The following is a 24,446-nucleotide window of genomic DNA, read 5'->3' on the forward strand; positions in this document are numbered from 1 at the left end:
CCCGACAGGCAGGCGCCGCCGCCGCAACCCCCTTCAAGGAGCCCCCATGAGCCGATCGCTGAAGACCGTCATCGTCAATGGCAGCCTGAGCCGCCCCTCCCGCACCCGCGTCCTGCTGGACGCCCTGCATGCCCGCCTCGGGCAGGAACTGCCTCTGCAGGCCCAGGTCATCGACCTGGTGGACCTCCAGCCCCACCTGGGTGCAGCCCTGTCCAAGGATGAGCTGCCCGTGCCCACGCGCCAGGCCATCGAGGCCATCGAGCAGGCCGACTTCCTCATCGTCGGCGCCCCGGTCTTTCGCGCCAGCCTGCCGGGCCTGCTCAAGCATTTGTTCGACCTGATCGACCTCGACGCCCTGCAGGGCAAGCCCGTGCTGCTCGCCGCCACGGGCGGCAGCCCGCGCCACGCGCTCATCCTTGACCACCAGCTGCGGCCGCTGTTCGGCTTCTTCTCGGCCCTGACCCTGCCCATCGGCGTCTATGCCACGCCCGAGGACATCCAGGACGGCCAGGTCCGCAGCGAGTCGCTGCGCCAGCGCATCGAGCTGACCGTGCAGCTATCGGCTCCCGTACTGCGCGGCACGCTGCAGCAGCTGGCGCCGGTGCGCCTGGCACCGGCCCTGGCCGAGCAGGCAGCATGAGTGCGGACCTGCCCGCCCAGTCCCCGCCATCCTCCTCGCCCACGGCCATCGCCGAGGACCTGGCCCGCCGGTTCGCCGCCACCGCCGCCGAGCGCGACGTGGCCGGTGGCACGCCCAAGGCCGAGCGCGATGCGCTGCGCGCCAGCGGCCTGCTGGCACTGAGCATTCCCCGGGACCTGGAGGGCCTGGGCGCGGACTGGGTGCAGACGCTGGACGCGGTGCGCATCCTGGCCACGGCAGACGGCTCCCTGGCCCATGTCTTCGGCTTCCAGCACCTGCATCTGGCCACCGTGCAGCTGTTCGGCCAGCCCGCCCAGTGGCGGCCCTGGCTGCTGCAGACCGCGCGCCACCGGTGGTTCTGGGGCAATACGCTCAACCCGCTGGACCGCCGCACCACGGCAACGCGCCTGTCCGGCCACTGGGAGTTCTCGGGCAAGAAGAGCTTCACCTCCGGCGCGCTGGACTCGCAGATGCTGGTGGCTTCCGCCATCGATGCCGACAGCGGCCGGCTGCTGATCGGCGTGCTGCCCACGGAGCGCACGGGCATCACCTTGCTGCGCGACTGGGACAACATGGGCCAGCGCCAGACCGACAGCGGCTCGGCCCTGTTCGAGCGCGTGCGCGTGGAAGCTTCCGAGCTGCTGCTGGACCCCGGCCCGCTGTCCACGCCCCGGGCCGCGCTGCGCCCGCTGCTGGCCCAGCTGATCTTCGCCCATCTGTTCCTGGGCATCGCCCAGGGCGCGCTGGAGCAGGCGCGCGGCTACACCCTGCGCGAGGCCCGGCCCTGGTTCAAGTCCGGCGTCGAGGCGGCCAGCGCGGACCCCCACATCCAGGCGCTGTATGGCGAGCTGTGGGCCGCCCTGGAAGGCGCGCGGCTGCTCACGCAGCAGGCCGCACGGCGCTTCGATGCGGCCTGGCAGCGCGGCACGGCCCTGGACGCGCACGAGCGCGGCGAAGTCGCCGTGGCCGTGACCGCCGCCAAGATCGCCACCACGCGCACCGGGCTGGACCTGTCCAGCCGCATCTTCGAGGCCACGGGTGCACGCGCCACGCACGCGGCGCTGCGCTTCGACCGCTTCTGGCGCAACCTGCGCACGCAGACGCTGCACGACCCGCTGCACTACAAGCTGCAGGAGCTGGGGGACTGGGTGCTCAATGGAGCCCATCCGCAGCCCAGCTTCTACTCGTGACCCCGCCCCATGAGCACACGATTGCCCCAATGGCCCACCGGCGCCTCCTCCCCTCAACGCACTGCCGAAGTCGCGCCCGCTGCCTGGATCCTGGAGGACCCGGCGTCGCAGGCCCTGCTCAGGACCATGGAGCAGGTGGCCGCCAGCGAGGCCGGCGTGCTCATCCTCGGAGACAGCGGCGCCGACAAGGAGATGGTGGCCCGCCACATCCACCGGCTCAGCCCGCGCCGTGACGGCCCCTTCGTCGCCGTCAACTGCGGCGCCCTGTCCGAGACCCTCATCAACGCCGAACTCTTCGGCCATGAAAGCGGCGCGCTGACGGGTGCGTTCGGCAGCCTGCCGGGCCGCTTCGAGGATGCCCACGGCGGCACGCTGCTGCTCGACGAGATCGACGACCTGCCGCTGCACATCCAGAGCAAGCTGGTGCGCGTGCTGCAGGACAAGGCGGTCACGCGCATCGGGGCCAGCCAGCGCACGCCCGCCGATGTGCGCGTGCTCGCCGCCAGCAACGCCCCCCTGCTGACCAAGGTCGCGGCCCGGCGCTTTCGGGAGGACCTGTACTACCTGCTCGACGTGGTCACCCTGGCCATGCCGCCACTGCGCCAGCGACCGGCCGACATCCTGCCGCTGGCCCGCCACTTCATCGCCAGCTACTGCCAGCGCATGCGCTACGCGCCCATGGCGCTCAGCCCGGACGCACAGCGCAAGCTGCTGGAACACGACTGGCCCGGCAACAGCCGCGAGCTGGAGAACGTCATCCACCGCAGCCTGCTGCTCACCCAGGGCGTGCACATCGGCGCCGGCGACCTGCACATCGCCAGCAGCCAGGCGGAGCCCGAGCCGGCCGCCTCGGACGAGGCCGCGCACAACGCCCAGGCCGCAGCCGCCGAGCTGGCCCTGGCCGATGCGCTGGACAGCCTGTGCGACATCCACGCGCAAGGCCTGGAGCAGCATGTGCTCAACGCCCTGCTGCTCAAGGCCTGGCAGCGCAACCGGGGCAACCAGGTGCAGACCGCGCGCCAGCTGGGCATCAGCCGCAGCGTGGTGCGGGCGCGGCTGCAGCGCCTGGGCGAGCTGCCCGGCGGCGACGGCACGATTTCATCCCTTTCCCCTTTTCCGGAGCCCCCATGACCGCAGCTTCCTCCGCATCGCCCGAGATCTTCTGGTTCCTGCCCACCTCGGGCGACACGCGCTACCTGGGCACCTCGGATTTCGGCCGCGCGCCCACCAATGCCTACATGCGCCAGATCGCCGTCACGGCCGAGCAGCTGGGCTACGACGGCCTGCTGATCCCCACCGGCAGCTCCTGCCTGGACCCCTGGGTGGTGGCCTCCAGCCTGGTGCCTGTCACCCAGCGCATCAAGCTGCTGGTGGCCCTGCGCACCTCGCTGGGCGCCCCCGTCTCCAGCGCCCGCCAGGCCGCAACGCTGGACCAGGCGCTGGGCGGGCGGCTGCTGCTCAACGTGGTGCCCGGCGGCGATGCCACCGAGCTGGCCGCCGACGGCGTATTCCTGGACCACGACGAACGCTATGCCTACGCCGATGAATTCCTCACCATCTGGCGCCGGCTGCTGTCGGGCGAGACCGTGGACCTGGACGGCAAGTACTTCAAGGTGCGGGGCGGACGCAACTTCTTCGAGCCCGTGCAAAAGCCGCACCCGCCGCTGTACTTCGGCGGCTCGTCGGACGCCGCCCACGACCTGGCCGCGCGCCAGGTCGATGCCTACCTCACCTGGGGCGAGCCGCCGGCCGCCGTGGGCGAGAAGTTCGCCGACATCCGCCGGCGCGCCGCGTCGCAGGGGCGCCAGGTGAAGCTGGGTGTACGCCTGCACGTCATCGTGCGCGAAACCGGCGCGGAGGCCTGGGCCGACGCCGAGCGCCTGATCAGCAAGCTCACCGACGAGGACATCGCCCGCGCCCAGGCCGGCTATGCGCGCATGGACTCCGTGGGCCAGTCGCGCATGGCCGCGCTGCACGGCGGGCGGCGCGACCGGCTGGAAGTCTCGCCCAACCTCTGGGCCGGCGTGGGCCTGGTGCGCGGTGGCGCCGGCACGGCCCTGGTCGGCGATGCCGCCACCGTGGCCGAGCGGCTGCGCGAGTACGTGGAGCTGGGCGCCGACACCTTCGTGCTGTCCGGCTACCCGCACCTGGAGGAATCCATCCGCTTCGCCGAGCTGGTGTTCCCGCTGCTCGGCAAGCCTCCCGTCACCGTCAGCGACCAGGCGCAGACCGGCGGTGCCTTCGACATCCGCAGCATCCGGCAAAAGGCATCCGCATCGTGAACAACCGCGTGAACCTCCCCATCGTCGACATGCGCTGCCACCCGGCAACGCAGCCCATGCCACGGCGCGCTGGCTCAACCGGCGTGTCGGAACGCGCGGCGGTTGCAGGGCCTGGACGCCTGCGCCTGCCTTCCCGGGGGGCATGAGAATTTGCCAAACCCGGAGATGCAGAAAATCAATCATTGCAGTGCAGCAATCGGTAACCATGGCGATGGAACTGCGCGCACCGCACTCTGTCCTACGTGCAGGCCCGATTTTCGCTTCAGCAACGACGGAACTTCGGCTTTAGCACTCGATCCCAACGAGTGCTAACATGAAGGTATGGAAGAAAGGAACTCTGCAATGACAAATGCCTCCGGCTCCATTGCGACCACCTTGGCGCCCGCTAACCCCTGGTCCCTGGTGCCGCCTCTGGGCAACCTGGATGCCTATATTTCCGCGGTCAACCGCCTGCCCATGCTCACCCTCGAGGAAGAGCAGGACTACGCCCGCAAGCTCAAGGAACACAACGACCTGGACGCCGCGGGGCGGCTGGTGATGTCCCACCTGCGCCTGGTGGTGTCCATCTCGCGCCAGTACCTGGGCTATGGTCTGCCCCACGGCGACCTGATCCAGGAGGGCAATGTCGGCCTGATGAAGGCCGTCAAGCGCTTCGATCCCGACCAGAACGTGCGTCTGGTGAGCTACGCCATGCACTGGATCAAGGCCGAGATCCACGAATACATCCTCAAGAACTGGCGCATGGTCAAGGTCGCCACGACCAAGGCCCAGCGCAAGCTGTTCTTCAACCTGCGCTCCATGAAGCAGGGCCTGAAGTCCGACGCCGCGATGGCCGAGGACGGCATGCTGCGCGACACGCTGACCTCCGGCGAGATCGACGCCGTGGCCGAGAAGCTCAACGTCAAGCGCGAAGAGGTCATGGAGATGGAAACGCGCCTGGCCGGCGGCGACGTGCTGCTGGACCCCTCGCCCGGCGACGATGGCGAGCAGGCCTTCGGCCCCATCGCCTATCTGGCAGACGGCGCGCACGAGCCGACGGCCATGATCGAATCGCGTCAGCGTGACCACCTGGCCACGGACGGCATCGCCATGGCCCTGGATGCGCTGGACGACCGCAGCCGCCGCATCGTCGAGGAGCGCTGGCTCAAGGTCAACGACGACGGCTCGGGCGGCATGACGCTGCATGAGTTGGCGGCCGAGTACGGCGTCAGCGCCGAACGCATCCGCCAGATCGAGGTGGCCGCCATGAAGAAGATGAAGAAGGCCCTGGCCGAATTCGCATGACGGCGCCGACCGACAAGGCAGGGACCACGAAACCCGGATAATCTCCGGGTTTTTTATTGCCTGCCGCTTTCGCTCCTCACCGCACTCCATGCCCGCCAGCGCCTTCTCGTCAGTACGCCGTCTTTTCGCAGCCGCCCTGGCCTCGGCCCTGCTGCCCTGCGCCGCCATGGCAGGCGATGCCTGGCCCAGCCGGCCGCTGCACCTGATCGTGGGCTTTCCCGCCGGCTCCTCGCCCGACCTCACGGCGCGCGCGCTGGCCGAGCCGCTGGAAAAGCGCCTGGGCCAGCCTGTCATCGTCGAGAACAAGGTGGGTGCGGGCGGCAACATCGCGGGCGAGCAGGTGGCGCGGGCGCGCGACGGCCATACCTTCAGCGTCATGATCAACGGCAACATGACGATTGCCCGGCTGCTCAACCCCGCCGTGCGCTACGACCCCGTCAAGGACCTGCAGCCGGTCAGCCTGATCGGCGTGGCACCGCTGGTGCTGGTGGCGCCCGCCGGCGCCGCCGAGGGCCGGGCCTTCCTGGAGGCGGCCGCGCAGGCGGGCAATCGCTGGAGCTACGGCTCCCCCGGCGTCGGCACCGTGGGCCACCTGGGCATGGAACTGCTCAAGAGCCGTTCCGCGCTCAGGCCCGAACACATTCCCTACCCCGGCTATCCGCAGGTCTTCAATGCCCTCCAGGGCGGCGACCTTCAGTTGTCCATGCTGCCGCCCGCGCTGGCCATGGCCCAGGTCCAGGCCGGCAAGCTGCGCGGCGTGGCCGTCACCTCGGCCGCGCGCAGCCCTCTGGCACCGGGCCTGCCCAGCCTCAAGGAACTGGGCGTGGGCGATTTCGACCTGGAGATATGGAACGCCGTGGCCGCCCCCAGGGCCATGCCCGCGGCCCATGTGCAGAAACTGGCTGAAGCGGTGGGCGAGATCGTGCGCTCACCGGAGATGCGCGCGCGCCTGGCGGCCCAGGGCTGGCAGGCCGTGGGCAGCTCGCCCGAGGGCCTGGCCCTGCGCATACGCCAGGACGTGACGGCGCTGGGCCGCATCATCCGCGAGCAGGGCATACGCGCCTGGTGACACCCCCATGACCGCTGCCCAAGCCTTCACCGAACTCGACGCCTGGCAGGTCATGGCCTGGGGACTGGCCTTCTTCGGCACGTTGTACCTGGCAGGCGGCTGGGGCATGTCGGCGCTCACGCGCGGCCTGCAGCGCCACGGCGTGGGCCATGTGCTGGACACGCGGCCGCTCAAGCCCGACCAGTTGCGCCGTGAATGGCGGCAGTCGCTGCATTCGGTGCTGATCTTCGGCATCGGCATGGTCGTCCCCTGGGGCTTGCTGCAACTGGGCTGGGCGCGCCTCGAACCCGATGCAGGCCCCTGGCGCATCGCGGCCGAGATCGTGGTGCTGCTGATCTGGAACGACGTGCATTTCTGGATCAACCACCGCCTGCTGCACACGCGGCTGCTGGGGCGTTTTCACGGCGACCACCACCGCTCGGTGGTGACCACGCCATGGTCCACCTACAGCTTCCATCCCATCGAGGCGCTGATGCTGGGCAACGTCATCCTGCTGCCCATGGTGGTGCACGACTTCAGCTTCTGGTCGCTGGCCTCGGTGCCCGTGCTCAGCCTGCTGCTCAACGTCATCGGCCACTCCAACTACGACTTCTTCCCGCAGGTGCCGGACACGCATGCGCTGGCGGCCAGCCGCCGCCACCATCTGCACCATGCACGGCCCAACGGCAACTACGGCTTCGCCCTGGCCTTCATGGACCGGCTGATGGGGACACGCGTCGCCCTGCCCGCCACGGCACGCAGCAGGCCCTGAATGCGTCCACACGCACGCCATGCCCTGCCCCGCCTGCGCCACTGGCGCGATCTCCAGTCGCTGGTGTACATGGCGGCACTGCCGCTGCTGGTCTGGTGGCAATGGCGCCATGGCTGGAATCCCTGGCTCTACGGCATCGAACTGTTCCTGACCCTGGGCGTGGGCGTCATACACCACAACCACACGCACCTGCGCATGTGGCGCGGGCGCCGGGCCAACCGCCTCACCGACTATTGGCTCACGCTGCTGCAAGGCCATCCGACCTTTGTCTTCTGGCCGGCCCATGTGGCCAACCACCATCGCTTCCGCCACGGGCCGCGCGATGTCGCGCGCACCTACCGCTTCGGCGGCGACCACAACCATCTGATCGGCTATCTGGTGCACCCGGTGCAGGCCGCCTGGGTGCTGTACCCGCTGTTCCTGCGCTGGCTGGGGCAGTTGCGACGCCACTGGCCCGGAGCGTTCCGCTACTGCATGGGCCAGTACCTGCTGTGGCTGGGCAGCTGGGCCCTGCTGCTGTCCATCGACTGGCAAAAATCCTTGCTGCTGGTGATCATTCCGCAACTGCACGGCCTGCACTGGCTGCTGGCCACCAACTACCTGCAACACGCCCATGCCGATGGTCGCCCGCTGACACGCAGCCAGCGGCTGGACCCCGCCACCGCACTGAACTACGCGCGCAATTTCGAGGGCTGGGTCAATCCGCTGCTGTTCAACATCGGGCTGCACACGGCCCACCATGAGCAGCCCCAGGCACACTGGTCCGATCTCACTCGGCTGCACCGCGAGCAGTACCGGCGGCGCGTGGCTGCGGAGCTCAACGAAGGCGGGCTGCTGCCCTACATGGCACGCGTCTTCGTGCTCGGTACGATCTGGCCCCCGGCGCGCACGCGTGCGCAGATGCCCGCAGACACTCTGGACTGAGAACACATGCCCATTGCCTATTCCAACGTCTACCTGCACTCCGCCGGCATGTTCCTGCCCGGCGATCCCGTCGACAACGCGGGCATGGACGCCCATGTGGCGCCGTTGAACCGCCTGTCCGAACGCATCAAGCGCCGCATCCTGGCCGAGAACGGCATACGCCAGCGCCACTACGCCATCGATGCCGAGGGGCGCACGATCCACAGCAATACGGCCATGGCGGCGAAGGCCGTCCAGGACTGCCTGTCGCAGGCCGGCAGCACCCTGGGCGACATCGGCTTTCTGGCCAGCGGCTCATCGGGCGGCGATGCGCTGATGCCCGGCTTCGCCAACATGATCCAGGGCGAGCTGGCCGCGCCGCCCATGGAGACGCTGTCAGTGCACGGCGTCTGCGCGGCCAGCGTGGGCGCGCTGCAGGCCGCCGCCCAGGCCGTGGACCGTGCGCCAGCCAGCCTGGCCCTGGCCGTGGCCAGCGAGATGCCCTCGCGCCTGTTCAAGCGCTCGCGCTTCGCGGCCCAGGGCTACGACACGGATTTCGATGCCCACTTCCTGCGCTGGATGCTCTCCGATGGCGCAGGGGCGGTTCTGCTCGGCGGCCCCCGGGCACTGCCCGGATCGGCTGGACTGCGCCTGAAGCTGCGCTGGACGCATCTGCGCAGCTTCGCCGGCGACTACCCGGTCTGCATGCAGCTGGGCCTGACGCCCGACCGCTCCACCAGCCACCTGGACTTCGCGGCCTGGGGCGATGCCGAGGCCGCGGGCGCACTGTCGCTGCGTCAGGACATCCGCCTGCTGCCGCACCTGTTCGACGTCTGCATCCACGAGTACGCTCACCTGGCGCATACGGGCTGGGTGCCCGCGCGCGGCATAGACCATTTCCTGTGCCACTACTCGTCGGAGCGCTTCATTCCCGTGGTGGAGGAGTTGCTGGGCAAGGCCCGGCTGTCCATCCCGCGCGAACGCTGGTGGAGCAACCTGGCCTGGCGCGGCAATACGGGCGCGGCCTCCATCTTCGTGATGCTGTCCGAGTTCCTGCGCACGCAGTCGGCACGCCTGAAGCACGGCGACACCGTGCTGTGCTTCATCCCCGAGTCGGGCCGCTTCACGGCAGGCTACATGCTGCTGGAGGTGGAGGACGAGGCCCTTGCCCGTACCCCGGACCCCACGGCGCCGCGCGCGGCTGCGGCGGATGCTCCGGGCGCCGTGGACCTGCTGCCCGACGTATCCACCATCGCCCCGCCCCATGATCCAGGGCAGGCACCCGCCACGCTGGCCCCTCTGCTGACCGAGCTGGCCAGCCTCTGGCAGGACTACCGCTCGCGCGTGTGGCGCACGCCGCTGCTGCAACGCATCCGCACCGGCAGGCTGCAGACGACGGACTACGTACGCTGGATGAGCCACTGGGTTCCCCAGGTGCGAGAAGGCAGCCTGTGGATGCGCGAGGGCGCGGCTTCGCTGACCGGCGAGCACGCGGCGCTGGCCGCGCTGATCGACGTGCATGCGGGCGAGGAGCAGAACGACTTCCGCATCCTTCACCAGGACTACCTGAAGGCCGGTGGCACCGAGACCGATATCACGCGGCTGCGCCGCAACCCGGGCGGCGAGGCCCTCAACGCCTACCTGCATGGCCTGGCCGCCACGCCCAACCCCGTGGGGCTGCTGGGCGCCATCTACATCATCGAGGGCACGGGCCAGCGCATCGTCCCCAGCCTGCTGCCGCTGCTGCGCGCCAGCCTGCCGCTGCCGCCCGAGGCCTTTCGCTTCCTCGAATACCATGGCGCCAACGACGAGCACCATCTGGAGCGCTGGCTCATGGCCGTGCAGATGGTGATGGAGCTGGACAGCCAGGGCACGGCCGCACAGGCCATCGCGCGCACCGCGCGCCACACGGCGGCGCTGTACCTGATGCAGTTCGAGCACGTCATGCCCGAGGAGACCTGATGCCCCCGCCCGACTTCCTGGACCAGCCCCACGACGAACGCGACCCCAGTCCCTGGCGCGCCCTGTACCTCGACCAGAGCACGCCCCTGCCCGACGACGTCAAGGCCGCCTGGCTGCGGGACTGCAGCAGCGGCTCGCGCCAATACCTGCTGCCCTTTCTGCGGCCGCTGGCGCGCACCAGCATCGTGCTGATCCAGATCCTCAAGGTGCTGCTACCGCGCAACTGGGCGCACTCCAGGCTGCTGCACCGGCTGCTGGCCTTCAGCATGAACCGCTTCGTCTCACCCGAAGCCAACTGGCTGATCCTGCGCCACTTCCACCTGGGCTCGCAGATCCTCGCCTTCGTCGCGGCCAATGCACCCACACCCGTATCGACCTCGCCGCTGGAGCCCGATGGCATAGACGCCATCCAGGACGAGCTGTTCCTCAAGCACGACCTGAACCTGTTCAACTTCGTCATCCGCCTGAACAATGCATTGCGCGCGGCAGGCCAGGAACTGCAGCCCGTGGCCGAACCCGACTTCTCCATGCTGCGCGAGCCGCCGCTGCGCCTGGAGGACATGCCGCGCGGGCGGCTGAACCTGCTGGACCTGCAAAGCGCCATCGAGGTCTACACCCCCGTCTACCAGCTGCTGCTGACCGACAATGACTTCTGGCGCGCCAGCAACTCGCTGCAGCTGGACGAGACCGTGGCCATCTACGCGGCCAGGATCCTGGCCTCGCCCGAGCACCTGGTCATGCTCAACAACAAGCACCCGCTGGTGCCGCTGTCCACGCTGCGCGCGGGCCACCGCCTGGTGCTGCACGGCCTGTCCACCGAGATGCTGCACTGCCTGCTGATGAAGGTGGCCAGCGGCGAGATGCCGCTGCCGGCGCGCGAACTGGCCCGCATGCGCGAGGCATCCCGCGCCGACGGCACGCAGACCGTCTGACCCAGGTCAACAAAGGGCGCAGGATTGCCGCCATCCTGCGCGAAACGGGGCGCAAACCGGTTACATCATGTTGCACCCAACGGCATAGCCCGCTAGCCTGCACGGCTTCGCCCTGGCCGCACGCCCGGGCCCCTGCCGCCGCCCGGGCATCCCTGTCCTGGCTTGCGGTGCCTCCGAACCGTCCGTGCCATGCCATCGTCGTCCCTTGCGCCTTCAGCCGTACGCTGCAGCGAATGCATGCGTTCGCCCCATTGCCTGCTGGGCCAGCTGCCGCCTTCCGCCAGCCCGAGATGGCGGCCCCACATCCGCGAGCGCAACCTGGTCAAGGGCCAGATCCTGCAAAGGCAGGGCCGCATCGCCCATGAGTTCCAGGTCATCAAGCTGGGCTACGTGCTGGCCATGCGCAGCGGCGAGGACCGCGTGGCAAGGCCCGTGGCCCTGTTCGGCAACGGCCACGCGCTGGGCAGCCCGGGATGGCTGCAGCAGCCATCGGCCATGCATTTCGAGGCCCTGGGGCCGGGCCGCATCTGCTGCGTGGACATCGCCACCATCGTGCGCCAGGGCCTGGTAGACGCCCCCTTCGTGCTGGCCCTGGCAACCCACTACACCCACAACAACGCCCTGCTGGCCGAGTGGGCGCGCATCGTGCACATTCCCGGCGTGCTGCGCCAGCTGGCCGCCACGCTGGTGCAGTTGTCGCACCTGCAATCGAGCCGCCTCGTGCGCCTGCCCAGCCAGGGCGCGCTGGCCGCCCTGCTGGCCACCAGCCGCGAAACCATCGCCCGCAGCCTGCACCGCCTGGCCCTCCTCGGTGCACTGGACAGGACCGATCGCTGGCATTGCACGCTCAGCCCCGAAGTGCTGCAAGGGATCAGCAGTGGATGCGTGGCGCTGGAGAATGCCGGCGATCAGGTCCAGCCCCGGCCCTAGCCCAATCCATCCTGCGCCAGGATGGCCGCCACAGGCTTGCGCACCAGCGCCGGAATCTGCTCGGCCGGCATGGCGCGCGCGAACAGCCAGCCCTGGTAGGCATCGCAGTCCAGGATGCGCAGCAGGCGCAGTTGCTCCGAGGTTTCCACGCCTTCGGCCACGACCTGCAGACCCAGCGTGCGCGCCAGCGCGATCACGGCCTTGACGATCTTGGCATCGGCGGGGCTGTCGAGCATGGGGCCGATGAAGGTGCGGTCGATCTTCACGCGCGAGATCGGCAGGTCGCGCAGATGTGCCAGGGAGGAGTAGCCCGTGCCGAAGTCATCCAGCACCACGCACACGCCCGAGGCCAGCAGGCTGCCCAGCAGTTCGCGGGCCTGGAGCGGATCGGTCATGGCAGCCGACTCCGTGACCTCCAGCTCCAGCAGGTGCGGCGGCACGCCATGGCGCGCCAGGCTGCCCATGAGGCGCTGCTGCAGATCGGCCTGGCGCAGTTGCTGGGCCGACAGATTGACCGCCACGCGCAGCGGCATCCCGGCGCGCAGCCAGTCTCCGGCCTGGCGGCAGGCGGCATCGATCACCCATTCGCCCAGGGCCAGGATCAGGCCCGTGGATTCGGCCACGGGCACGAAGCGCTCCGGAGAGACCCAGCCCATCTGCTCGTCGTTCCAGCGCAGCAGCGCCTCCACGCCCTGGACCTGGCCGCCCGCGACCTGCACCTGGGGCTGGAAATGCAGGCTCAGCAGGCCTCTGTCCAGGGCCTGCTTGAGGCGCTCGTGCAGCAGCACCTTCTCGGCCATGGCCTCGCCCATGGCACGGGCATAGCGCGCATAGGAGGCTCGGCCGCGATGCTTGGCCTCGTACATGGCCATGTCGGCATAGCGCATGAGCGTGGCCGCATCGCCCGCGTCCTGAGGATAGAAGGCAGCGCCCACGCTGGCCCCGAAGTTGAGCGAGAAATGCCCGATGGCGCAGGGTCGGCACAGCTCGCGCATCAGCGCATCGATGCGCGAGCGCACGAAGGCCTCGTCGCCACAGGGCTGAAGCAGCGCGGTGAACTCATCGCCCCCCATGCGCGCCAGCGTGGCCGAACTCCCCAGCGCGGCCTGCAGGCGCCGCGCCACTTCCTGGAGCACCTGGTCTCCGACATCATGCCCATAGCCGTCATTGATGGCCTTGAAGTCGTCGAGGTCCAGCAGCAGCAGCGCAAAGGATCCCGGACCGCCCGGCGCACGGCTGCGCGCCTGGGAGATGGCCTGCTCCATCTGCAGTCCGAACTGCCATCGGTTGAGCAGGCCGGTCAGCGTGTCGTGCGTGGCGTGATAGTGCATGCAGGCTTCCATCTGGCGCAGCTGCGACAGATCGCGCACAAAGGCCACGGCCACGCCGCCGCCATGGGTGGAGTGGCCCAGCGCGATGTCCACCGAAAGGCGCTTTCCATCCTTGCGCAGCAGCCACAGGTCGCGTCCCTGGCCCATGGGCCGGCGCGCGGGCTGGGCGAAGTAGCTTTGCAGCTGCGGACCGTGGGCGGCATGCGCCTCGGCCGGCAGCAGCACCTGCAGCGGCTGGCCCAGCAGTTCCTGCGCGTCATAGCCGCTCATGGCCTGCATGGCAGGGTTGGCCAGCAGGATGCGGCCACTGCGGTCCACCAGCAGGATGCCGTCGGGCGCGGCCTCCATGGCCACGCTCTGGAGGTCTTCGTCCAGTGTCTGGCCAGGCACCAGGGCGGCCGGCCCGCTGCCACAGGCCATCTGCGGGCCTTGCGCCGTCATGCGGGCATCCCCTTGCCGTGGAAGACCGACGCCGCGGCTTCCAGCGCCTGCGCCTGCGCGGACAGCAGTCTGGCCTGTGCGATGGTGTCGCGCGCCAGCGCGGCATTGTGCTGGGTCATCTGTTCGAGCTGCTGCACGGCGGCCTGCACCTGCTGCACGCCGCCTGCCTGGGCCTGGCTGGCGGCCTGCATGGCTTCGGCCAGCACCAGCTGCTCGCGCATGTCGGCCTGCATGGCCTGCATGGCTTCACCCACCTCGCGCGCCATGGCACAGCTTTGCGCGACCTGTTGCTGCGACGACTCGATCAGGGCCTTGATTTCGCGTGCAGCCTGCGCGCTGCGCTGGGACAGGCCCCGCACCTCGTCCGCCACCACGGCAAAACCCTTGCCGTGTTCGCCGGCGCGTGCAGCCTCCACGGCAGCATTGAGGGCCAGCAGGTTGGTCTGGAAGGCGATGCCGTCGATGAGGGCGCTGATCCGCCCCACCTGGTCGCTGGCCCGGGCCACCCGTCGCATGCCCAGATCCAGCTGCGCCACCGCCTGGCTGCTGTGCCCCGCAGCATCCACGCCATGCCGCGCGCGGCCGGCCGCCTGCCCCGCCTGGGCACTGCTGCGCTCTATGGCGGCGGCCAGGGCCTGCATGGCCTGCGCCGACTGTTCCAGGCTGGCCGCCGCCGCTTCGGTGCGCTCGCTCAGTTCGGTGCTGCCTTGCTGCACGGCCAGCGCGCATCGGCGCACCTGGTCGCTCTTGCCCTGGATGTCGCCGACCAGCGAGACCAGGTTGAGCCCCGTCTGCCGCACGGCAGCGCCGATGGCACCGATCTCGTCGGCGCGCTGCGCGAACAGGGATGCGGCCTGCTGGCCGCTGGCCACGGCCTGCGACTGGCCACGCAAGGCCGCCAGCGGGGCGAGCAACCGGCTGCGCAGCCATTGCCCGGACGCCGCGCAGGCCAGGCTCCAGATCAGCCAGGCCGGCCAGATCTCCGTCAGCGGCACGACCGGTCCCTGGAGCGCTGGCGACCACAGGCCGGCGCTGCCCAGCAGCCACAGCCCGGCGACCAGGGCCTGTACGCGCCAGGCCAGCGGCCTGAAGCGCCACCAGCGCAGCACGGTGCCCAGGGTGCCGCGGCCCACCGGAAAGCCCCGATGCAGGCCCGGTGCACGTATGCCGGCATTGATCTGCTCATAAAGAGCCTCATGCTGCTGCACCTCGCCCAGCTCGGGCCGCGTGCGCACGGACAGGTAGCCGACCACGGAGCCGGCATGGCGTATGGGGCTGGCATTGGCGCGCACCCAGTAGTGATCGCCGTTCTTGCGCCGGTTCTTGACCAGTGCGCTCCAGGGCAGCCCGTGCTGGATGGTGGCCCACATGTCGGCGAAGGCGGCGGCCGGCATGTCCGGATGGCGCACGATGCTGTGCGCCTTGCCGTATAGCTCGGACGCCTCGAAGCCGCTGACACGGATGAAGGCGTCGTTGGCATAGACGATGCGCCCCTTCAGGTCGGTGACGGAAAGAAGCGTCTCTCCTTCGCTCAGTGGGTACTCACGCTGGGTGACGTACACGTTTCGCCGCATGGATCAGGTCTCTCGGAGATGGGCCGGGCGTCGGCATGACGCCCCAGGCGGGGCCCACTCTAAGCAGTCCTGCGGCGATGCACATCAGGGATGGTGTGCCGCGGCGGGGCTAAACGCAGCCAATGTGACCGGGGTCACACTGCAGGCCCCGCACGCCGGATCAGGAGCGCTTTTCCTGCAACAGCGCCTTGACGTCGGCGCCCAGCACCTGCGGCCCGCCGCCGTAGCGCTCGTAGACGCGCAGGCGGCCGGCCGTGTCATAGACATAGCTGCCGGCCGAGTGGTCCAGCGTGTAGCTGCCCTCGGTCTTGCCGGGCACCTTCTTGTAGAAGAGCTTGAAGTCCTTGGCGACGGCCGCCGTTTCCTCGGGCGTGCCGTGAAGGCCGACGAAGCCGGGGTCGAAGTTGCCCAGGTAGGCCTTGAGCACCTCGGGCGTATCGCGCTCGGGGTCCAGGGTGACGAAGACGCCCTGCAGCCTGTCGCCGTCGGCGCCCAACTGCTGCTTGACCTCCACCAGCTCCTGCATGGTGGTAGGGCAGACATCGGGGCACTGCGTGTAACCGAAGAAGACCACGACGACCTTGCCTGCGAAGTCCTGGAGGCTGCGCTGTCTGCCGTCCACATCGCGCAGGGGAATGTCCTTGGCGTATTCGGCGCCCGTGACATCGACGCCCTGGAAACTGGTCTTGGCCTCGCGCGAGCATCCACCCAGGGCCAGGGCGCCCCATGCCATGGCGGTCACGCCCAGAACGCGCAGCGCTGTCCGTTTGTTCATGCTTCCTCAACAAGATGATGGCCACGGCCGGCATGGAGGCACGCCGGCGCGGGCAGGAAAGGGAAACGCGAAGGCGCCCCGACCGGGCCGCTTTCGCACAGCCGCCGACCATAACCCATAACCGCAAGACCCCAGCACCGCCGTGCCTGCATGCCGCCCTGCGTCAGCCGCCGTCGCCAGGACGTCCGGGCGCATCCCAGGAGGCCGACGCGCGCAGCAGCCGGTCCAGGTCGCGCTTGGCCTTTCCGGCATCGGCCTTGTCCAGGCCTGCGGGCATGCGCATCATCCAGCGGCCCTGCGGGTCGACCACGTAGAGATGGTCCTCCAGCTTGCGTCCCGGCGCGGGCTGCAGCCAGCCCCGCACCACGGCCTCGGGCACGCGCAGCACCGTGGCCTGGGCCAGCGCGGGGCGCAGGTGCTCGGCAACGGGCGCATCGTCCGGAATCAGCCAGACCCGGTCCAGACGGTCCTTTTCCCGGCCCAGGGTCTCGCGCAGCTGGCGCTGCAGATAGAGATTGCTTTCGCAGCGGTCGCCGCAGGCGCCGCCTGCGACGCTGAGCAGCAGCCACTGGCCCTTGAGCGACTGCAGCGGCAGCGGTGTGCCGTCGAGCGCGGTGGCCATGGCCGATGGCAGCTCCGGCTGGGCCGCGATCAGCTCGCCGAAGCTGCGCTGCTGGCCGGGCCGCAGCACGTAGTAGGTGAAGTAGGAGGCCACCACGGGCGCCGCACAGACCGCGAACACCGCCAGCATCTTCCAGCGACCGCTGCGCCTGCGTTGGGGTTCGGCCGCACCGGACTGCAGCGGTGGCAGGCCATGGATGGTCATCTCCAGCGGCGTTTCAGGAACGGACATGGCGCGGGCGGACAAAGCGTCGGACGATTTGGAACCAGACATACAAAAGCGTGATCAGGGCCGCGAGTCCAAACCATTGGAACGCATAGCCATGGTGTTTCTCGACCCCGGCCGTGGCCACTGGCCAGTCCCGCCGCAGGCCTTCGCCGGCCTCGCCGGTCTGCAGCAGGCTCCATGCGCGCAGTGGCAGGCCCGAGGCCAGGGCCCATTCGGCAATGTCCACATTCTGTCGGATGCGCGACTGTTGCCCATCAGGGTCTGCCCCTGCCCGGCCGAATTCGTAGAGCCGGGACGGCGCGGCCTCCATGCGCCCCTCAACGGTCACCAGGCCTTCGGGTGTCTGCACCGCTGGCAGGGCCGTGCGGTCCAGGAAATTGCGCGGCACCCAGCCGCGCTGCACGGCAATCACCACGTCATCATGCGGTGCGGCCAGCCGCAGCGGCGTGAGCACGAAAAAGCCCGGCTGGCCCTGCATCTGGCGGTTGTCCAGGTACAGCGTCTGCCCCTGGATCCAGTGGCCCTTCAGTTGCACGGGGCGGTGCAGCCATGGGGTGGCTTCGGCAATGGGAGCCGCCTGCGGCCGCACGGCCGCCACATCGGCATTGCCCCAGGGCGGCAACCCCTGCTGGCGCTGCACGGCATCGAACAGTTCCTGTTTGTAGGTCGCGCGCTGCAACTGCCAGCGGCCCAGGGACAGCGTGACGGCCACGCCGATCAGCGCGGCCATGGTGATCAGTACAAACCGCCAGCGGTCTGGCATTCTGGAAACACGCACCGGATAATCCATCCATGAAATTCGTGATCGTTCTCGCCCTGCTGGCCATTGTCGCCAGTCTGGGCAGCGCCCTGTTCTTCATGATGCGCCGCAGTCCCGAAGACCAGGAGGGCGGCGGGGACGACAGGCGCCGCAGCCGCGCCATGTTCCGTGCGCTGGCGCTGCGCGTGGGCCTGTCCATCACATTGTTCCTGTGCGTGCTGCTGGCGGCCAAGCTGGGCTACATCCACCCCACGGGCTGGACCGCCGGCCAGTAGGCCGCCTGCCCCTGAAAGCAAAAAGGAAGCGCCCCGGCGCTTCCTTTTCACGTGGGCACCTGCCCTCTCACATCCAGTAGACGAGCACGTACAGGAACAGCCAGACCACGTCCACGAAGTGCCAGTACCAGGCGGCGCCCTCGAAGCCGAAATGGCGCTCGGCCGTGAAGTGCCCGGCATGCAGGCGCAGCGTGATGAAGAACAGCATCAGCATGCCCACGAAGACGTGAAAGCCGTGAAAGCCCGTGAGCAGGAAGAAGGTCGAGCCGAACACGCCCGAGGACAGCTTGAGGTTCAGCTCCGTGTAGAGGTGGTAGTACTCGTAGCCCTGCACGCACAGGAAGACGAAGCCCAGGATCACCGTCATCCACATGAAGGCGATGGTGCGCGCCCGCTGGCCGGCCTGCAGTGCATGGTGGGCGATGGTCAGCGTCACGCCCGAGGTCAGCAGCAGCGCCGTGTTGATGGTGGGCAGCCAGAACGGGCCCACGGTCTGGAACGGCTCCACGCTGTTGGCCGGAGAGGCGGTGGCCCCCGCCGCCATGCTGGGCCAGACAGCCTTGAAGTCCGGCCACAGCAGCGCGTTGTCCAGGCTGCCCAGGGCGGGCACCGAGTGCGCGCGCGCCCACCACAGGGCCGTGAAAAAGGCGCCGAAGAACATCACTTCGGAGAAGATGAACCAGCTCATGCTCCAGCGGAAGGACAGGTCGATCTTGCGCCCGTACTTGCCCGCCTCGCTCTCGTGGGCCGCCTCCCGGAACCAGAAGAACAGCACGGCCAGCCACCAGACCAGGCCCAGGCCCAGGCTGTACATGCCCCATTCATGCCCGTTGATCCAGTTGCCCGCGCCCAGGATCACGAAGAACAGCCCCGCCGCCGCCATGACGGGGTGGCTGGACTCGGCCGGGACGTAGTAGTAAGGCGTTTTGCCGTGGGTGGTTGCACTCATTGCTCAGCTCCTGAAATTCTTGGTTCTGCAGTTCCCGTCAATCACTCTCTGTCCATCCGTGGCCGTTGCGCTCAGACCACCAGTTTCACCAGCGCGATCAATCCCAGCACCAGCAGGAAGATGGCCACCAGCCCCACGGCGATCACATGCAGCGGCGTGATGCGCTCTATGTCCTGCTGGTACTCGCGCCCCCTGCGCACGCCGAACAGGGACCAGGCCACGGCGCGCACCGTGCGCCACAGGCTGGGCCCGCGCCCGGGCTCGTGGGGTGGCTGCGGCGCATTCATGACGCGGGCTCCTGCTTCGGCCCTGCCGCCACCGGTGCCTCGCCCGAGGGCGCGGCCGGCGTCCTGCCGCCCACTTCGAAGAAGGTGTAGGACAGCGTGATCGTCGTCACATCCCTGGAGATGCGCGGATCGATGACGAAGGCCACCGGCCACTCACGCTTCTCTCCGGGATCCAGCGTGTACTGCGAGAAGCAGAAACACTCGAGCTTGTTGAAATGCGCCGCCGCCTGGCGCGGCGCATAGCTGGGAATCGCCTGCGCCGCCATGCGGCGGTCCTGCACGTTCTGGAACTCGTACATGACGGTTGCCAGTTCGCCCGGGTGCACCTGCATGGAGCGCTGCGCCGGCTTGAAGTCCCAGGGACCGCGCGCATTGGCGTCGAACTCCACGGTGATGGTGCGGCTCTTGTCCACCTGCGAGTTGGCGGGCACCTTGACGTCACGTCCGGCCGTGCCGTTGCCCGGCACCTGGCGCTCGGACAACGAGAGGATGTTGATGCCCGTGAGCTCGCAGATGTGCTTGTAGATGGGGATCAGCACATAGCCGAAGGCGAACATGCCCAGCGCCACCACGGCCAGCTTGCCCACCATCTTTGCGTTTTCCCTGCGAACGCTCACGACCGCGCCTCCTGCTGCTTTCCCGCCCCTCAATGGAGCATGGTGATCTTGACCACGAAGCCGGCCAGAAAGGCCAGCGCCACCGATACCAGAATCAGGGCCAGCCTGAGGTTGGCCTTGCGCTGCTGCGGATCCATGCCCATGCGGATTTCCTTTCCCATCTCAACCGATGACACGCGTGGCGGTGGCATCGAGCTTGGGAGGGGTTTCGAAGGTGTGGAAAGGCGCGGGTGACGGCACTTCCCACTCCAGGCCCTCGGCAGCCTCCCAGGGCTTTTGCGGCGCCTTCTCGCCCTTGCCGCGCATGGCGGGCACGACGACGAAGAGGAAGAAGTACACCTGCATCAGGCCGAAGCCCAGCGCCCCCAGCGAGGCCACCATGTTGAAGTCGGCGAACTGCATGGGGTAGTCGGCATAGCGGCGCGGCATGCCGGCCAGGCCCAGGAAGTGCATGGGGAAGAACGTGACGTTGAAGAAGATCAGCGAGCCCCAGAAATGGATCTGGCCGCGCCGCTCCGAATACATCACGCCCGTCCACTTGGGTGCCCAGTAGTAGTAGGCCGCGAACATGGAAAACAGCGAGCCGGCCACCAGCACGTAATGGAAATGCGCCACCACGTAGTAGGTGTCCTGCAGCTGGATGTCGATGGGCGCCATGGACAGGATCAGGCCCGTGAAGCCGCCCATGGTGAACACGAAGATGAAGCCCACCGAGAACAGCATGGGCGTCTCGAAGGTCATGGAGCCGCGCCACATGGTGGCCACCCAGTTGAAGATCTTCACGGCCGTGGGCACCGAGATCAGCATGGTGGCGTACATGAAGAACAGCTGGCCGGTCACGGGCATGCCCGTCGTGAACATGTGGTGCGCCCAGACGATGAAGGACAGGATGGCGATGGACGAGGTGGCGTACACCATGGACGCATAGCCGAACAGCTTCTTGCGGCTGAAGGCCGGCACGATCTGGCTGACGATGCCGAAGGCCGGCAGGATCATGATGTAGACCTCGGGGTGGCCGAAGAACCAGAAGATGTGCTGGTACATCACCGGGTCGCCGCCGCCGGCGGGGTTGAAGAAGCTGGTGCCGAAGTGGCGGTCGGTCAGCGTCATGGTGATGGCGCCGGCCAGCACGGGCATGACGGCGATCAGCAGGTAGGCCGTGATCAGCCAGGTCCAGGCGAACATGGGCATCTTCATCAGCGTCATGCCGGGCGCGCGCATGTTCAGTACGGTGACGATGATGTTGATGGCGCCCATGATGGAGCTGGCGCCCATGATGTGCATGGCCAGGATGGAGGTGTCCATGGACGGCCCCATCTGCAGCGTCAGTGGCGCATACAGCGTCCAGCCTGCCGCAGGCGCGCCGCCCGGCATGAAGAACGAGCCCACGAGCATCAGGCCGGCCGGGATCAGCAGCCAGAAGCTGAAGTTGTTCATGCGCGCGAAGGCCATGTCCGAGGCGCCGATCTGCAGCGGCAGCATCCAGTTCGCGAAGCCCACGAAGGCCGGCATGATGGCGCCGAACACCATGATCAGGCCGTGCATGGTGGTCAGCTGGTTGAACAGCTCGGGGTTGACGATCTGCAGCCCCGGCTGGAACAGCTCGGCGCGGATCAGCAGCGCCAGCACGCCGCCCACCATCAGCATGGTGAACGAGAACAGCAGGTACAGCGTGCCGATGTCCTTGTGGTTGGTGGCGAACATCCAGCGGCGCCAGCCCGTGGGCGTGGCGTGGTGGTGATCGTCATGGCCATGGCCATGGCCGTGCTCGTGCGCATGGTCGTGGCCCTCGCCCGCAGGACCGTGGATGGGGGGAAGTACGGCGCTCATCGCTTATCTCCAATCGCTGATCTGTCTTGCGGACTCACTGGCCGGGGAACTTGCCGGTGCGGGCGGCCACGAACTCGGCCGGCTGCACCAGCTGGCCGGTCTTGTTGGACCAGTGGTTCTTGGCGAAGGTGACCACGGCGGCCAGCTCGGTATCGCTCAGCTGTTTCCAGGCGGGCATGGCGCCGTTGGCACGGCCTTCCAGCACCACATGCATCATCTCGGCCGTGGGGCCCAGGACGATGGGGCTGCCGTCCAGCGGCTTGATGGGACCGGCACCCTTGCCGTTGGCCTGGTGGCAGGCCGCGCAGTTGGCGGCATAGACCTTCTCGCCGCGTGCGATCAGGTCGGGCAGGGTCCAGACCTTGCTGGGATCGTCCTTCTTGGCGGCGGCGATCTTCTTTTGCTCGTCCACCCAGGCCTTGTAGCCGTCGTTCGACAGCACCTTCACGTGGATGGGCATGTAGGCATGCTCCTTGCCGCACAGCTCGGCGCACTGGCCGTAGTAGTCGCCGGTCTTCTCGGCACGGAACCAGGTGTCGCGCACGAAGCCCGGAATCGCGTCCTGCTTGATGCCGAAGGAAGGCACCATGAACGAGTGGATCACGTCGTTGGCCGTGGTGATGATGCGCACCTTGCGGTCCACGGGCACCACCAGCGGGTTGTCCACCTTCAGCAGGTAGTCGTTGGGTGCCTTGGAGACGTCGCCGCTGTCGGACAGTGCGCGGTGGCTGCTGTCCAGCGTGGAGATGAAGCTCAGGCCCTCGCCTTCGCCATTGATGTAGTCATAGCCCCATTTCCACTGGTAGCCCGTGACCTTGACGGTGACATCGGCGTTGGTGGTGTCCTTCTGCGCCACCAGCACCTTGGTGGCAGGCAGTGCCATGAGCACCACGATGATGAAGGGCACGATGGTCCAGACCACTTCGACCGTGACCGATTCGTGGAAGTTCGCGGCCTTGGCGCCGCGCGACTTGCGGTGCTTCCAGATCGAATAGAACATCACGCTGAACACGCCGATGAAGATCACCGTGCAGATGATCAGCATCATCCAGTGCAGGAAGTGCTGCTCGTGCGCGATGCGCGTGACCGCAGGATGCAGATTGAGCTGATTGACGGCCGGGCCGCCCGGCAGGTCTGCCGCTGCATGCGCGATGGAGCCTCCTGCCGCCACGCTCATCAAGCCCCAGTGAACCAGCTTGGTGGAAATGCTTTTCATAGTTTTCACTTACATCTAAGCCTCGGGTTATCCACTCGCTCCGCCGCGCCGGCGTGGGGGCCGCGCAGCCAGACCGTTCAACGCCTGCCCAAAGGGCAACTCCCGGCCTCATCAACACGAGCATGCATGAAAGCGCTGCGGATGCGCCTGCGCGCAATCACCAATAGCGTGCTCACAGGCATCACCGGCAACTCGGATGCGGGACCAGGATTCGGGTGGCTGCCCTGGCGCGCATGCCGGTTCAGGCACATGTGCAGGCGCATGAAATCGGGGGACAGCAGCAGGATGGAGGGGAGGATGCGCGCGCCGTGCCCCTGCAGACGCGGGCCGGCGGACAGAAGACGCGCACCGTCCAGCAGCGGGGACAGCAGGGACAAAAGCACCAGTGCCCGTCCCCAGAGGGCCAGGCACTGTGGCAACCGGTGATGATCAAACTTGCAGGCAGGCCACTCGTGAATGTGCCGGCCCGTTCCCGTGGCAAAGCGAAACACCAAATCGTCTCCCCTTGCGGCCTGCGGGCCGCGGGTCTTTTCCCGGCCCAGGAGAGGGGGCCTCGGGAAAAGCTGTTGTCTCTGTCAGCTCGGGAAAAGTGTAGACGTTTTTGTTTTCGATCAATGACCGGAAAGCGACATTCGGGCTATCGCAAACCCGTGTTGCGCGGCTGTCGCAGCATGCTGCGCATGTCCTCCAGCGACACGGCGCTGCTGGATTCCAGCCGCACGCGCGGCTGCGGCTTGTAGGCATGGCCGTAGACGATCTCGAAGGTCAGCGCCAACTGCCCGTCCGGCCCGGCCAGGCGCTCGCGCAAGACATCGTGCAGGCGCTGCTGCCAGCGGCGCCCGCGCAAGGCGGAAAAGCGCTGCGGGTGAAAGTTGCGGCCCAGCTCGCGCAGTTCCTGCAGCAGCCGCTCCGGCGTGGCGAAGGTCAGCGTGATGTGCTCCATGTCCATCACCGGCTCGCTGAAGCCTGCGTGTACCAGCATGTCGCCCCAGTCGTGCATGTCGGTAAAGGCCTGGCCAGCGGGCGGCCAGCCCAGCTGGGCGTAGAGCGCGTGCAGCTCGCGCAGCGAATCCGGCCCCAGGCAGGAGAACATCACATAGCCATCCACGGCCAGCGCCTGGTGCCAATGCGTGATCAGCGCCTGCGGATCGGCCTGCTGGTGCAGGGCCATGTTGGCCCACAGCATGTCCACGCCGCCCGGCTGCGGCCCACCGAAGCGCGTGGCCGCGGAGGACCAGCGCGCAGGCTGCCACCAGCGCTTTTCCAGCCCCTCGCGGGCCGCGGCCTCATGGATGGGCGAAGCCTCGTACACCAGGCATTCCGACTGCGGATAGCGCTGGCGCAGCAGCGCATGGGCCTGCAGCCCGCCGCGCACGGGCTGCCAATGGCACCAGCGCTGCGGCGGCTTGACGATCCAGTCCAGCCGCTCCTGCATGCGCCGCGCCACCTCCTCGTGCAGCCACGGCGAGGCTGCGGGGGCTGCCCGCTGCCAGCGCATGGCGGCAGCCGGGTCGATGGTGGGTGGCAATTCGTGGGACATGGCTTGGCAGGAAATCCGGCTCCGCAAACGACAGGTGCCCGCCCCGGAGCGCAGGGGT

Annotated in this window: 25 protein-coding genes; 12 read left to right on the forward strand and 13 right to left on the reverse strand. The window is 68.3% G+C overall.

Annotation, left to right across the window (positions count from 1 at the left end; all coding sequences use genetic code 11):
• Positions 1-46: 46 nt before the first annotated feature.
• From msuE to L1Z78_RS22655, 11 genes are all read left to right on the forward strand, one after another.
• Positions 47-640, forward strand: a complete 594-nt coding sequence (msuE, locus tag L1Z78_RS22605; protein WP_234638582.1) for an FMN reductase — start codon at positions 47-49, stop codon at positions 638-640.
• Positions 637-1,830, forward strand: coding sequence for an acyl-CoA dehydrogenase family protein (locus tag L1Z78_RS22610; protein WP_234638583.1), 1,194 nt, complete (start codon positions 637-639; stop codon positions 1,828-1,830). The genes msuE and L1Z78_RS22610 overlap by 4 nt, the downstream gene beginning before the upstream one ends.
• A 9-nt stretch (positions 1,831-1,839) precedes the next feature.
• The gene (locus tag L1Z78_RS22615) at positions 1,840-2,961 is read left to right on the forward strand and encodes a sigma-54 interaction domain-containing protein (RefSeq protein WP_234638584.1); all 1,122 of its coding nucleotides are present in this window, start codon (positions 1,840-1,842) and stop codon (positions 2,959-2,961) included.
• Positions 2,958-4,112, forward strand: a complete 1,155-nt coding sequence (ssuD, locus tag L1Z78_RS22620) for an FMNH2-dependent alkanesulfonate monooxygenase (RefSeq protein ID WP_234638585.1) — start codon at positions 2,958-2,960, stop codon at positions 4,110-4,112. Before L1Z78_RS22615 ends, ssuD begins: the two co-directional genes overlap by 4 nt.
• Positions 4,113-4,454: 342 nt before the next feature.
• Positions 4,455-5,396 carry an RNA polymerase sigma factor RpoH gene (rpoH, locus tag L1Z78_RS22625; RefSeq protein WP_234638586.1) on the forward strand — a complete coding sequence of 314 codons (942 nt, stop codon included), beginning with the start codon at positions 4,455-4,457 and terminating at the stop codon, positions 5,394-5,396.
• Between the two features lie 88 nt (positions 5,397-5,484).
• The gene (locus L1Z78_RS22630; RefSeq protein ID WP_234638587.1) at positions 5,485-6,465 is read left to right on the forward strand and encodes a Bug family tripartite tricarboxylate transporter substrate binding protein; all 981 of its coding nucleotides are present in this window, start codon (positions 5,485-5,487) and stop codon (positions 6,463-6,465) included.
• Between the two features lie 7 nt (positions 6,466-6,472).
• Entirely contained in the window at positions 6,473-7,216 is a 744-nt protein-coding gene (locus tag L1Z78_RS22635; RefSeq protein WP_234638588.1) for a sterol desaturase family protein, read from the forward strand.
• Positions 7,217-8,140 carry a fatty acid desaturase gene (locus L1Z78_RS22640; RefSeq protein ID WP_234638589.1) on the forward strand — a complete coding sequence of 308 codons (924 nt, stop codon included), beginning with the start codon at positions 7,217-7,219 and terminating at the stop codon, positions 8,138-8,140.
• 6 nt (positions 8,141-8,146) lie between these two features.
• Positions 8,147-10,081 carry an iron-containing redox enzyme family protein gene (locus tag L1Z78_RS22645; protein WP_234638590.1) on the forward strand — a complete coding sequence of 645 codons (1,935 nt, stop codon included), beginning with the start codon at positions 8,147-8,149 and terminating at the stop codon, positions 10,079-10,081.
• Positions 10,081-11,013 carry a DUF6999 family protein gene (locus tag L1Z78_RS22650; protein ID WP_234638591.1) on the forward strand — a complete coding sequence of 311 codons (933 nt, stop codon included), beginning with the start codon at positions 10,081-10,083 and terminating at the stop codon, positions 11,011-11,013. The genes L1Z78_RS22645 and L1Z78_RS22650 overlap by 1 nt, the downstream gene beginning before the upstream one ends.
• Before the next feature lie 237 nt (positions 11,014-11,250).
• Positions 11,251-11,943, forward strand: a complete 693-nt coding sequence (locus L1Z78_RS22655; protein WP_234638592.1) for a Crp/Fnr family transcriptional regulator — start codon at positions 11,251-11,253, stop codon at positions 11,941-11,943.
• Here the strand turns inward: L1Z78_RS22655 and L1Z78_RS22660 are convergent.
• The 5 genes from L1Z78_RS22660 to L1Z78_RS22680 all read right to left on the reverse strand — a co-directional run bounded on the left by L1Z78_RS22660 (position 11,940) and on the right by L1Z78_RS22680 (position 17,677).
• Positions 11,940-13,715: a putative bifunctional diguanylate cyclase/phosphodiesterase gene (locus L1Z78_RS22660; RefSeq protein WP_418921642.1), complete on the reverse strand. Its 1,776-nt coding sequence runs from the start codon at positions 13,713-13,715 to the stop codon at positions 11,940-11,942. The two genes, L1Z78_RS22655 and L1Z78_RS22660, sit on opposite strands and share 4 nt — an antisense overlap.
• Positions 13,712-15,289 (reverse strand): methyl-accepting chemotaxis protein, encoded by a 1,578-nt coding sequence (locus L1Z78_RS22665; RefSeq protein WP_234638593.1) that lies wholly within the window; start codon positions 15,287-15,289, stop codon positions 13,712-13,714. Before L1Z78_RS22665 ends, L1Z78_RS22660 begins: the two co-directional genes overlap by 4 nt.
• Positions 15,290-15,449: 160 nt before the next feature.
• A complete protein-coding gene (locus L1Z78_RS22670; RefSeq protein ID WP_234638594.1) occupies positions 15,450-16,064 on the reverse strand; it encodes an SCO family protein in 615 nt (204 codons plus the stop codon).
• A gap of 163 nt (positions 16,065-16,227) precedes the next feature.
• Positions 16,228-16,917, reverse strand: a complete 690-nt coding sequence (locus tag L1Z78_RS22675) for a hypothetical protein (protein ID WP_234638595.1) — start codon at positions 16,915-16,917, stop codon at positions 16,228-16,230.
• Entirely contained in the window at positions 16,904-17,677 is a 774-nt protein-coding gene (locus tag L1Z78_RS22680) for an SURF1 family protein (protein WP_234642242.1), read from the reverse strand. The genes L1Z78_RS22675 and L1Z78_RS22680 overlap by 14 nt, the downstream gene beginning before the upstream one ends.
• Positions 17,678-17,706: 29 nt before the next feature.
• Here L1Z78_RS22680 and L1Z78_RS22685 point away from each other — a divergent pair, with 29 nt between their 5' ends.
• Positions 17,707-17,949 carry a twin transmembrane helix small protein gene (locus L1Z78_RS22685; protein WP_234638596.1) on the forward strand — a complete coding sequence of 81 codons (243 nt, stop codon included), beginning with the start codon at positions 17,707-17,709 and terminating at the stop codon, positions 17,947-17,949.
• Between the two features lie 67 nt (positions 17,950-18,016).
• Here the strand turns inward: L1Z78_RS22685 and L1Z78_RS22690 are convergent, their stop codons facing one another.
• From L1Z78_RS22690 to L1Z78_RS22725, 8 genes are all read right to left on the reverse strand, one after another.
• The gene (locus L1Z78_RS22690; RefSeq protein ID WP_234638597.1) at positions 18,017-18,898 is read right to left on the reverse strand and encodes a cytochrome c oxidase subunit 3; all 882 of its coding nucleotides are present in this window, start codon (positions 18,896-18,898) and stop codon (positions 18,017-18,019) included.
• Between the two features lie 71 nt (positions 18,899-18,969).
• The gene (locus L1Z78_RS22695) at positions 18,970-19,185 is read right to left on the reverse strand and encodes a DUF2970 domain-containing protein (RefSeq protein ID WP_234638598.1); all 216 of its coding nucleotides are present in this window, start codon (positions 19,183-19,185) and stop codon (positions 18,970-18,972) included.
• On the reverse strand, positions 19,182-19,802 hold the full coding sequence (locus tag L1Z78_RS22700; RefSeq protein ID WP_234638599.1) for a cytochrome c oxidase assembly protein: 621 nt from the start codon (positions 19,800-19,802) through the stop codon (positions 19,182-19,184). Before L1Z78_RS22700 ends, L1Z78_RS22695 begins: the two co-directional genes overlap by 4 nt.
• A gap of 29 nt (positions 19,803-19,831) precedes the next feature.
• The gene (locus L1Z78_RS22705) at positions 19,832-19,939 is read right to left on the reverse strand and encodes a cytochrome oxidase small assembly protein (RefSeq protein ID WP_234642243.1); all 108 of its coding nucleotides are present in this window, start codon (positions 19,937-19,939) and stop codon (positions 19,832-19,834) included.
• 25 nt (positions 19,940-19,964) lie between these two features.
• Positions 19,965-21,632 carry a cytochrome c oxidase subunit I gene (ctaD, locus tag L1Z78_RS22710; RefSeq protein WP_234638600.1) on the reverse strand — a complete coding sequence of 556 codons (1,668 nt, stop codon included), beginning with the start codon at positions 21,630-21,632 and terminating at the stop codon, positions 19,965-19,967.
• Between the two features lie 34 nt (positions 21,633-21,666).
• Positions 21,667-22,848: a cytochrome c oxidase subunit II gene (gene coxB / locus L1Z78_RS22715; RefSeq protein WP_234638601.1), complete on the reverse strand. Its 1,182-nt coding sequence runs from the start codon at positions 22,846-22,848 to the stop codon at positions 21,667-21,669.
• Positions 22,849-22,925: 77 nt separating this feature from the next.
• Positions 22,926-23,342 carry a hypothetical protein gene (locus tag L1Z78_RS22720; protein ID WP_234638602.1) on the reverse strand — a complete coding sequence of 139 codons (417 nt, stop codon included), beginning with the start codon at positions 23,340-23,342 and terminating at the stop codon, positions 22,926-22,928.
• Positions 23,343-23,485: 143 nt separating this feature from the next.
• On the reverse strand, positions 23,486-24,388 hold the full coding sequence (locus L1Z78_RS22725) for a biotin synthase (protein WP_234638603.1): 903 nt from the start codon (positions 24,386-24,388) through the stop codon (positions 23,486-23,488).
• Positions 24,389-24,446 lie beyond the last annotated feature (58 nt).

This window comes from Delftia tsuruhatensis, from assembly GCF_903815225.1.
GTDB classification, from domain to species: domain Bacteria; phylum Pseudomonadota; class Gammaproteobacteria; order Burkholderiales; family Burkholderiaceae_C; genus Comamonas; species Comamonas tsuruhatensis_A.